Origin of the sequence: Flavobacterium sp., from assembly GCF_046296355.1 — a bacterium.
Classification (GTDB): Bacteria; Bacteroidota; Bacteroidia; order Flavobacteriales; family Flavobacteriaceae; genus Flavobacterium.
Window position 1 is genome coordinate 29102 of sequence record NZ_JBKBLM010000016.1, and the last position, 10316, is coordinate 39417.

Here is a 10316-nt window from a genome sequence, read left to right on the forward strand (position 1 = left end):
GAAAAGGAATTTTCATATCAAATGAATTTTCCTTTTTTTTTGCCCCATTTTTTAAAATATTGGGTTTTTTAAATAATAAATAAAAACGTTTTTAATACATAAATATAAAAATAATCATGAAAAAAATTACATTATTATTATTCCTTTTTACTTTTTCATTAGGATATTCACAAGACCAATTGTTAGGATTTGAACCAGGAGAAACTGGAAGTGTAGGAGCTACTTTTGGCGATATAGGTGCTAACGCAGTGCCTACACCTATTGTTGAAGATGGAACCGGTACAAACACAACTAAAGTTCTTAAAATCGTTGGAAACCCTGCATGTGAACCTTGGCAAGGTGTAAATTTAACGCTAACCTCTCTAGTTAATTTAACAACTACCAAAACTATGACAATGGATGTTTTTTCTGATACCCCTATTACTTTCTTAGTTAAAGTTACTGGCGGAACAGGTGGTCCAGCTATATCAGCAGCTTCTGCATCACATACTGGTGGTAGCACATGGCAAACAATTTCATTTACATTTACTACTTCTTTAGATGGCCAACCAACCCCAGCAAATGGTATCTATAGTGGTTTTGTTATTCACACTTATTGGGCTCCAGGTGCAGTGTCATTTTTTAATCCAACTGTTCCTACACCAGCGAGAACTTTTTATGTAGATAATATCAAAGGACCACTTGGAGCACCTCCAGTAGTTCCACAACCTCTTACTGCTGCTCCAACTCCTCCAAATAGAGCTGCTGCCGATGTAAAATCATTATTTAGTGACGCTCTAGTTGGCTATACACCTGTAACAGTTATTGGTTATACCGGTGATGATAATACCTTTAATACTTCATGGTGTGGCGCTACAACAACTTTAGTACAAATTGAAGGGAATAACACAAATAGAATAACTGGTTTAGGATGTGAAGGGATTGCATTTTTAGCAGGAAGATTTGACGCATCTGGTTTTACTTATTTCCATATGGATATTTGGACAGCGACTCCAACTCAAGATAAAAGTTTTAATTTTAAATTCTCAAACTGGAATGGTACCACAGGAGAGACTAATGCTATAGAATATTCTGCTAATAATTCAAACATTTTGACAAGTGGTTCAGAGGGAACTTGGATTTCTATAGATTTACCTCTTACTTCTTTCAATTGTATTAATACACCTCCTGGCAATGCGTGTCCAAGTGTATCTGATTTTGCACAATTCGTTATTACTTCAGATTTAGGAACAGTATATTATGATAACCTTTACTTACACAAAAATACTACATTAGGAACTGACGATTTTGAAGCTTCAAATGTAGAACTATATCCAAATCCTGCTACTAATGTTTTGAACATAGAATCAACAACATCTACGATTGAAAGAGTTTCTGTATATAATCTTTTAGGTCAAGAAGTAATTTCTAGAACTCCAAATACTGAGTTAGTTACTTTAGATGTTGCTAGCCTTCAAGTAGGAGTTTATGTTGTAAAAACTTCTATAGATGGAAATATTTCTTCAACAAGATTTATCAAAGAATAATTTTAATTTAATTATTTTTGAAAGCACGAGATTTATTTCGTGCTTTTCTATTTAAAGTAATCTATCGATATTAATTAATAAAAAAATTGTAATTCTGTAAACAGAATTCGTAATATTGTGTAAATATGACTTTCAAAAAATCATTCAATAATAGATTTATCAGCTTAGCAATACTAATATTGTTTACCAATTTTATGGTTGCTCAAGACTTACCGCCCATTGTAAAATATAACTCCACAACATACAATGCAGGTAATCAGAATTGGATGATATCACAAGATAAAAATCACTTTGTATATTTTGCTAACAATGAAGGATTACTTGAATTTAATGGGTCTAATTGGGCTCTTTATCAATCCCCTAATGAAACTATTATTCGTTCTGTAAAAGTTATTGGGGATAAAATATACACGGGTTGCTACATGGAATTTGGGTATTGGGTCAGAGAAAAGAATGGCAGGCTTAAGTATACTTCTCTAAGTCATAAAATCAAGTCAAAAATTAATGTAGACGAACAGTTTTGGAACATTTTAAATTATGATCAGTGGGTTATTTTTCAGTCCTTAGATAGAATTTATATTTATGATACCAAAACGAGTGTTTTTAAAATTGTAAACCCTAATAGTCGCATTTTAAAATCTTTTAAAACGGAAAGCTCAATATATTATCAAACGGTTAATTTTGATTTGTTTGAAATCGAAAATGGCACCAGTAAATTGGTATCCAATAATTCAATTCTAAAAAACAACAAAATAGTAAACGTATTTGCTATAGATGAAGGCTTGTTGATTCATACACAATTTGATGGATTTTATAAACTGACTAATGGAAATTTGGTCAAATTCAATACAGAAGCCGATTCAGAGATTGCAGCAAGTAGTGTTTATAGTAGCCAAATGATTGCCAATGGTAATTTTGCTGTTGGAACCATTTCCAACGGTGTTTTTATTTTGACAAAAGAAGGCAAAGTAAAGTACCATATTACACAAAGAAAAGGATTGAGCAATAATACAGTTTTGTCTATATATGAAGATACTGATAATAATCTATGGCTTGGATTAGATAACGGCATCAACTGTATCAATTTAAAATCTCCAATTAAAAGTTTTTCGGATGATTCCGGAAATTTAGGAACCGTTTATGCTTCGATCATTTATAAAGGCTTTTTGTATTTAGGAACAAATCAAGGGTTATTTTATAAAGATTATTTAAATGAGAGTCAATTCAAATTTGTTAAAGGAACGAAAGGTCAAGTCTGGTCACTCTTTGTACATGATGGCGTTTTGTTTTGTGGTCATGATTCCGGGACTTTTATAATTGAAAATGACAACTCAAAACTAATTTTTTCACAATCCGGAACATGGAAACTGGAAGTAGTACCTAATAAAAAGAATTTATTGCTTCAGGGGAATTATTACGGCATGTCTGTGTTGGAAAAAGTTAACAATCAATGGGTTTTCAGAAACAAAATATCCGGTTTTAATTATTCCTCTAAATATTTTGTAACTACTAAATCTAATGAAGTTTATGTAAGTCATGAATATAAAGGAATATTTCGTTTTCAATTGGATTCTCAATACCGTAAAGGTTCTGGTTTATATGCCTACAAATATCCTTATAAAGGGAAGAATGCAGGGTTGTCAAAATTTAACAATTCTATTTACTACGCTTACAAAGATGGAATTTTCAGATTGAATCAAAAAACCAAACAGTTTGAAAAAGACAATATACTAAGCAGTGTTTTTGATAATAATGAATACTCTTCAGGGAAATTAATTATAGACAATTCTAATAAACTATGGCTTTTTTCAAAGAATTACATTAATTATTTCACGGTCAATAAATTAAATTCTGAATTGAAGAAGAATGTGATTTCTATACCGTCATCAATTACCAATACGATGCTAGGCTATGAAAACATTACGCAATTGTCTAATTCAGTTTATATAATTGGAACCACAGATGGTTATTATACTTTTAATATTGATGAATTAAATTTCAAAAATAACCATGTTGCCATTTCGAATATTAGTATTAATAAATTAAATGGACATTTAATAAGTTCATCAATAACTGAGTCGGGTTCATTTTCACATGATGAAAACAATATTACGTTTAGTTATACAGTTCCGATATATAATAAATACGTTATCGCGGAGTATCAATATTTGCTTGAAGGTTTTCAAGATCAGTGGAGTGATTGGAGTTCTAAACCAACCATTAATTTCAAAAATTTATCTCCGGGAGATTATAAATTTAAAGTTAGGTCTAAATTAGTTAATTCACAGACAGAAAATGTCGCTGTTTACTCGTTTACAATCGCAAAACCTTGGTACAGTACAAACTTTGCCATTATTATTTATTTCCTTTTAATTTGTTTGTTGGCCTATTATATCAACAAAGCTTATGTCAATTATTATTCACAGCAGAAGCAAAAATTGATAGATGAAAATAATCTTTTATTAGAAATAAAAGAGTTAGAAAACGAGCAGCAATTAATGAAATTAAGAAATGAACAACTCTCCTTAGATGTGAATGAAAAAAGTAGAGAGCTGGCCTTATCCACAATGAGTTTGATTAAAAAAGATGAGTTATTGGCCTTAATCAGAGAAGATTTAAAAAAATCATCTGATGAAGCCAGTTCCAGAAGTGTCAAATCAATAATATCTACAACTATAAACAAAAACGTTTCGGCCGATAAAGCATGGAATGTATTTAAAGAGGCATTTGATTCTGCAGATAATGATTTTTTGAAGAAAGTAAAACAAGCATATCCTACCTTAACACCAAATGATTTAAGATTGTGTGCCTACCTAAGGTTGAATTTATCTTCAAAAGAAATTGCTCCTTTATTGAATATTTCTGTGCGTAGTGTTGAAATTAAGCGATATCGTTTGCGTAAAAAAATGGATTTGCCGCATGAAACAGGTCTCGTTGAGTACATTCTTTCTATTTAAGAATGTCTTTTCGCTTCGATTTGACTATACATTAACTATACAAAATATGTTTATTTCTCAAATGTTTCGCAGCAATAAATATTTAAATTACTAGTGTTTTCGGTGCAATTCATTTTTTAATTGACAAAACTCACATTGTATAGTTTCTATAATCTTTTATTTTTTTTTGGAATTATAAAAAATGTAAATTTACTAAATATCATATTTTACCATTTTTTTTATTGATACATTAATAAAAACTACCTAAAATTACAAATTATGTAATTTAAATCGTTTTTGATTAAAAGCTCATTAACTAAAAATCAAATTTCAATAACAACCAAAACAATTATTAAAAATGAAAAACTTAATTTTATTATTCATCATCATGATTTTTTCACCCTCTGTTTTTTCGCAGGCCAATAAAGTGGTTTTAGCGAATAATAATGATGGAACTAAATTCGTAGTCGATGGCAAAGATTTTATTGTAAATGGAATGAACTGGGATTATTTTCCAATTGGAACAAATTATTCCTACAGTCTTTGGAATCAATCTGATGATTTTGTCAAAGAAGCTTTGGATGAAGAAATGGGGCTACTTAAAAACATGGGGGTTAATACGATAAGAGTTTATTCGGGAATGCCCAAAAAATGGATTGAATACGTTTATGATAATTTTGGGATTCACACCATGTTAAATCATTCTTTTGGTCGTTATGGTCTAACATTAGACGGAGTTTGGACGCCAAATACTGAGTATTCCGATCCTAAAACACGTGAGTTGTTGATGAAAGAAGTTAAACAAATGGCTTCTGATTACAAAGACACAAGAGGTTTGTTATTGTTCTTGTTAGGAAATGAAAACAATTATGGTCTTTTTTGGGATGGTGCTGAAACAGAAAATATCCCAATTAAAGATAGAAAGTCAACCATAAGAGCTCAATCAATGTACAAATTATTCAATGAGGCTAGTGTAGCGATGAAGTCTATTGATACATCACATCCGATAGCGATTTGTAATGGTGATTTGTTATTCCTTGATATAGTTGCTCAAGAATGTAAAGATGTTGACATCTTTGGAACTAACGTTTATAGAGGGGTTTCTTTTGGAGATTTATTTGAGCGTGTAAAAAAAGAATATGGCAAACCGGTATTGTTTACTGAGTTTGGCGCCGATGCCTTTAACGTATTAAGTAATGAAGAAGACCAAAAAGCACAATCTTTTTACCTAAAAGGGAACTGGAAAGAAATATATGCGAATGCTTCAGGCCAAGGAAAAGCAGGTAATTCACTAGGTGGTTTTACTTTCCAATTTAGTGATGGATGGTGGAAATTTGGACAAACTAAAAATTTAGATTTGCACGATTCCAATGCGTCATGGTCTAATGGTGGATATCAAAAAGATTTTACCGAAGGTCAAAACAATATGAATGAAGAATGGTTTGGGATTTGCGCCAAAGGATCAACCGACGAGAAAGGTCATTACCAACTTTACCCGAGAGCAGCTTACTATGTTTTAAAAGAAATACATCAATTAAATCCTTTTGCTGCCGGAACAACACTGACTTCAATTGACAGTCATTTTGATAAATCGCAGATTATGGATGCTGTTTTGAGAGCAAGAGGTGACAAAGCTGCTTTAGGTGGCAATGACAGTGAGGTTCTTAAAATTAGTAATTTAAGAGCAGAGTTCACAACTTTTAATACAGGTGGTAGTTTAATTACAACACCTGATGCAGCTGATCCTGATGCAACTAATTACCCTAATAGATTAGGTTTTGACCACATGCAATCTTATTTTATTGGTGTTGAAGGAAATCCGGCACCTAATATGAAAGCAAATGTGAACGTTAATATTTTGGGTCGTGTAGCTGAAAATCCAATAAATGAAATATTTTACGAAAATAGAGGCCGTACACAAACTATTCAAACAACTGAAGGGCCGGTATTAATTTCTGATGCCAACAGAGTACAAGTTTATAATGCATCATACAGTTGGAATCAAAAAGATTTTGATTTGAGAGGATTCTACAGAACAGGACATTACCATTGGGGTTATGAAGGCGACTTCTTTGCTTTGTATTCGGAAGCAAATTATGGTCCGAATTTAGATATCTATAACGGAGAAACATTAGGTTTTGAAGTAGATGGAAAAAGAAGTTTGAGTGGTTTTAAAGCTGCATTTGGTCCACAACTTTGGTGGGCGGCGAATCCTGCAGTACTTTTGAAGTATAGCAAAAAAATAGGCAAGTTTGATGCAACAGCTGTTTATCATGAAGATATTGCCAATGCTAATAATATTCAAACTTCTATTTTTGTTCCTCAGCCTAAAACTCGTAGAGCTACGCTAGCTTTTAAGACAAAACTTGGTGCATTAGGTATTGAATTTGGTGGAATTTGGGCAGGACAACCTTTGAACGGAAGAGTTTTCCAATACGCTGTTGAAACTACTCCGGGTAATTTTACCGCTTATGATGATAAAATAAATTCAGAGGATAATTGGGGTGGAAAAGCAAAACTAACCTTTTCAAAAGGAAGGTTTAATGTATACACTCAAGGAGCTATCATGGGATTAGTTGCTAATGGAGGTGCAGATAATGTTCAAACATTCACCGGATGGAGATTAAAAGATACTGGAAGCGGAAATCAAATGAACTTTTTAGCCGGTTTTACTTATAATGTCAATTCCAATTTACAAATTGCACCAAACTTCTTATGGCAAAAACCATTGGTTGATGCTATGCCTAATGGTATAGATGCACCGGGAAGATTGCGTAATATTTTAGAAGACCCATTTATAGTTAGAGCAAACAGAGAAACTGTTGGTGGAGAGTTATTAATCACTTGGGATCCAACTCCTGCAACCTGGATGTATGAATGGAATAACGATATGTTAGAAGATGCAAAATTTGCAGTAAGTACAGGTTTTGTATTCAGACATTTACCAACCAATCAAGATGCAGCTATCGGATTTTTAGCCAATCGTACAGCTTTTGCTTTTGAAAGATCTGCGCCGGCTCAAGATTTATGGGAATCAAATACCAGAATAGTTTCAAAATTAAGCACTGATTTAGGGTTTATAGCCAATGTTTATTTTGGGAACGGACAAGCAAACGGTGATTCTGAGAGAACCATTAACAGAGCAGGAGGTGATGTAAGATTAATTTATAGAAAAGTAAAAGTTACCAGTGCAATAAAGTTTAACGATTGGGGTCCATTTGATTATCACAGAGATTTTAATTTGACTTATCCGTTACAAACATCATTAGATATTTCAACTTCTGTTGGAAAACCAAGTTGGTTTATATTGCCTGATACCAGAATTGGAATTATGGGTATTTGGAGATCTTTGAATCAATTTTCTCCGAGATATTCGCCTAACCAAACGGCAACAGAATTTGCTACAGAACCAATTTTATCTCCGGTTGGTTTTGGAAACGGATCTGAATGGGAAATTAGAACATACATTCACATAAATATTGGAAAATAATTTAAAAAATTGAAAAATGAAAAATACAAAAATTAATTATTTAAAAAAGTCACTACTATTGTTTATAGTATTGATTTCAGCGGTCAATTGTGATCGTGAATTATCGGATGACGCAACGTTATCTGGATACTCAAAAAACGGTGAAATATTCACTGATAATTTTATTGGTTTGGGAAGCAATTTTTACTTTCCATACGGAAACTCTAAATTTACAGCATTTTCTGTTGATACTGAAGAATCCTATAAAGGTTATGCTTCAATTCGTTTCGATGTACCAAATGCAAATGATCCTTTGGGAAGTTATGCCGGTGGTATTTTTAGAATAGATGGTGCTGGACGTGATTTAACAGGTTATGATGCCTTAACATTTTGGGCAAAAGCTTCTCAAGGAGTTACTATTGATGAATTTGGTTTTGGAGAAGATTTTTTCCCAAATGAGTTTATTACTACCATGAGAAACGTAAGCGTTGGAACTGCATGGACAAAGTACATTATTCCAATACCAGAAGCTTCAAGACTTTTGCAAGAACGCGGAATGTTTAGATATGCAGCAGGTTCTAACGGAACTAATGGAGCCGGCTATACTATTTGGATTGATGAATTGAGATTTGAGAAATTAGGAACAATTGCCCATGGACAAGCTTCAATAATGAATGGTAATAATGTAACACAGACTACTTTTGCAGGTGTTACTTCAAGTGTTGATGGAGTTATTGCTACTTTCAACTTACCTACAGGAATTAATCAATCGGTATCAATTAGTCCTTCTTATTTAGAATTTTCTTCGTCAAACCCTAGTGTGGCAACTGTAGATGCTTCTGGACTTGTAACTTCTATAAGTGCTGGGACTACTGTAATAACTGCTACTTTTGGAGGTGTTCCCGCTACTGGTAGTTTAACTATTAATTGTGCAGGTACTTTTATTCATGCTCCTGTACCTACAAGAAATCAAGCCAATGTAGTTTCAATTTTTTCGGATGCTTATACCAATGTTCCTGTAAACTATTATAATGGTTATTGGCAGCCTTGGCAGACTACTGTTTCAAATGACTTTTCTGTTTTAGGAGACAATATTCTGAATTATACCATTTTTAATTTCGTTGGTATTGAATTTAGTAACCCTACAATAAATGCTAATAGCATGACAGGTATACATTTAGATGTTTTCATTCCAGGACCAGTTGCTCCTGGTAGACAACTTAGGGTTATTGTAGTTGATTTTGGTGCAAATGGTGTTTTTGGTGGTGGAGATGACACAAGACATTCAACCACTTTTACAGCCCCAACTTTAGTTTCCCAAGCTTGGATTCCAATAGAAATTCCTTTTTCAGCTATGCCTCTATTGTTGAGTAGATCACATTTAGCCCAAATTATACTAGAAGGTGGAGATGGTTCGGTACTTTATGCAGATAACATCTATTTTTATAACTAATTAGACTTTATTTAAAAACATTTAAAATACATATAATGATTAAATCAATAAAAAGAAGTTGTCTCTTAACAGGAATAACCCTGTTGCTTATAGGTTGCTCAACAGATGAAAAACAAACTGTGACAACGATGAAACAATTGGTTATGCAAGACGAGTTTGACACAAATGGCGCACCAAACGCTAGTTTGTGGAGCTACAACATCGGTACAGGTAACAATGGATGGGGTAACAATGAATTACAGTATTATACGGATAGACCTGAAAACATAGTGGTTGAAAATGGAATGTTGAAAATTACAGCAATTCAAGAACTTTATATGGGAGCTGGTTATACCTCGGCAAGAATTTTGACCAAAGGAAAATTTGAAAAAAAATACGGAAGATTCGAAGCCCGTATCAAATTACCATGGGGTAAAGGGATTTGGCCGGCATTTTGGATGCTTGGTGCAAATTCTGACACCGTTGTATGGCCACAATGTGGTGAAATAGATGTAATGGAGTATTTAGGTAACAATCCTACCACCGTATTTGGTACAGTACATGGACCAGGTTATTCAGGTGCCGAATCCATTTCTAAAAGCTATTCATTACTCAATGATAGGTTTGATAATGACTTTCATATTTTTGGAATTGAATGGGGAGAAAACTACATAAACTATTATATAGATGACGTTTTATACAATCAAATTACACCCGAAGATGTTCCCGGAGAATGGGTTTTCAACGAGCCTTTTTATATTATTCTAAATATGGCTGTAGGTGGAAATTTACCAGGTACTCCAAATAGCCAAACGGTATTTCCTCAAACAATGTTAGTTGATTACATAAGAGTATATGAATAAATGTAATAAAGACAACTAGACTTCTTGTATAAAAAGTCTAGTTGTTTTTATGGCTTCGATTGGACAGAAAAACAAAGAACTCTTTTTAAT

5 protein-coding genes are annotated in these 10316 nt (G+C 32.9%); all 5 read left to right on the top strand.

The window, feature by feature from the left end; translation table 11 throughout:
• Positions 1-116: 116 nt before the first annotated feature.
• The 5 genes from ACK4HO_RS08000 to ACK4HO_RS08020 all read left to right on the top strand — a co-directional run bounded on the left by ACK4HO_RS08000 (position 117) and on the right by ACK4HO_RS08020 (position 10226).
• Positions 117-1526, top strand: a complete 1410-nt coding sequence (locus ACK4HO_RS08000) for a T9SS type A sorting domain-containing protein (protein ID WP_409664689.1) — start codon at positions 117-119, stop codon at positions 1524-1526.
• Between the two features lie 125 nt (positions 1527-1651).
• Positions 1652-4483 carry a triple tyrosine motif-containing protein gene (locus ACK4HO_RS08005; RefSeq protein ID WP_409664690.1) on the top strand — a complete coding sequence of 944 codons (2832 nt, stop codon included), beginning with the start codon at positions 1652-1654 and terminating at the stop codon, positions 4481-4483.
• Positions 4484-4820: 337 nt separating this feature from the next.
• On the top strand, positions 4821-7952 hold the full coding sequence (locus ACK4HO_RS08010; protein WP_409664692.1) for a glycosidase: 3132 nt from the start codon (positions 4821-4823) through the stop codon (positions 7950-7952).
• Between the two features lie 16 nt (positions 7953-7968).
• Complete coding sequence (locus tag ACK4HO_RS08015) at positions 7969-9384, top strand: Ig-like domain-containing protein (RefSeq protein WP_409664694.1); 1416 nt, start codon at positions 7969-7971, stop codon at positions 9382-9384.
• Between the two features lie 128 nt (positions 9385-9512).
• Positions 9513-10226 (top strand): family 16 glycosylhydrolase, encoded by a 714-nt coding sequence (locus ACK4HO_RS08020; RefSeq protein WP_409664696.1) that lies wholly within the window; start codon positions 9513-9515, stop codon positions 10224-10226.
• Positions 10227-10316: the final 90 nt, after the last annotated feature.

Coding starts and splice junctions, on each gene's coding strand:
- ACK4HO_RS08000 (WP_409664689.1), top strand. CDS start 117: ATGAAAAAAATTACATTATTATTATTCCTTTTTACTTTTTCATTAGGA.
- ACK4HO_RS08010 (WP_409664692.1), top strand. CDS start 4,821: ATGAAAAACTTAATTTTATTATTCATCATCATGATTTTTTCACCCTCT.
- ACK4HO_RS08005 (WP_409664690.1), top strand. CDS start 1,652: ATGACTTTCAAAAAATCATTCAATAATAGATTTATCAGCTTAGCAATA.
- ACK4HO_RS08015 (WP_409664694.1), top strand. CDS start 7,969: ATGAAAAATACAAAAATTAATTATTTAAAAAAGTCACTACTATTGTTT.
- ACK4HO_RS08020 (WP_409664696.1), top strand. CDS start 9,513: ATGAAACAATTGGTTATGCAAGACGAGTTTGACACAAATGGCGCACCA.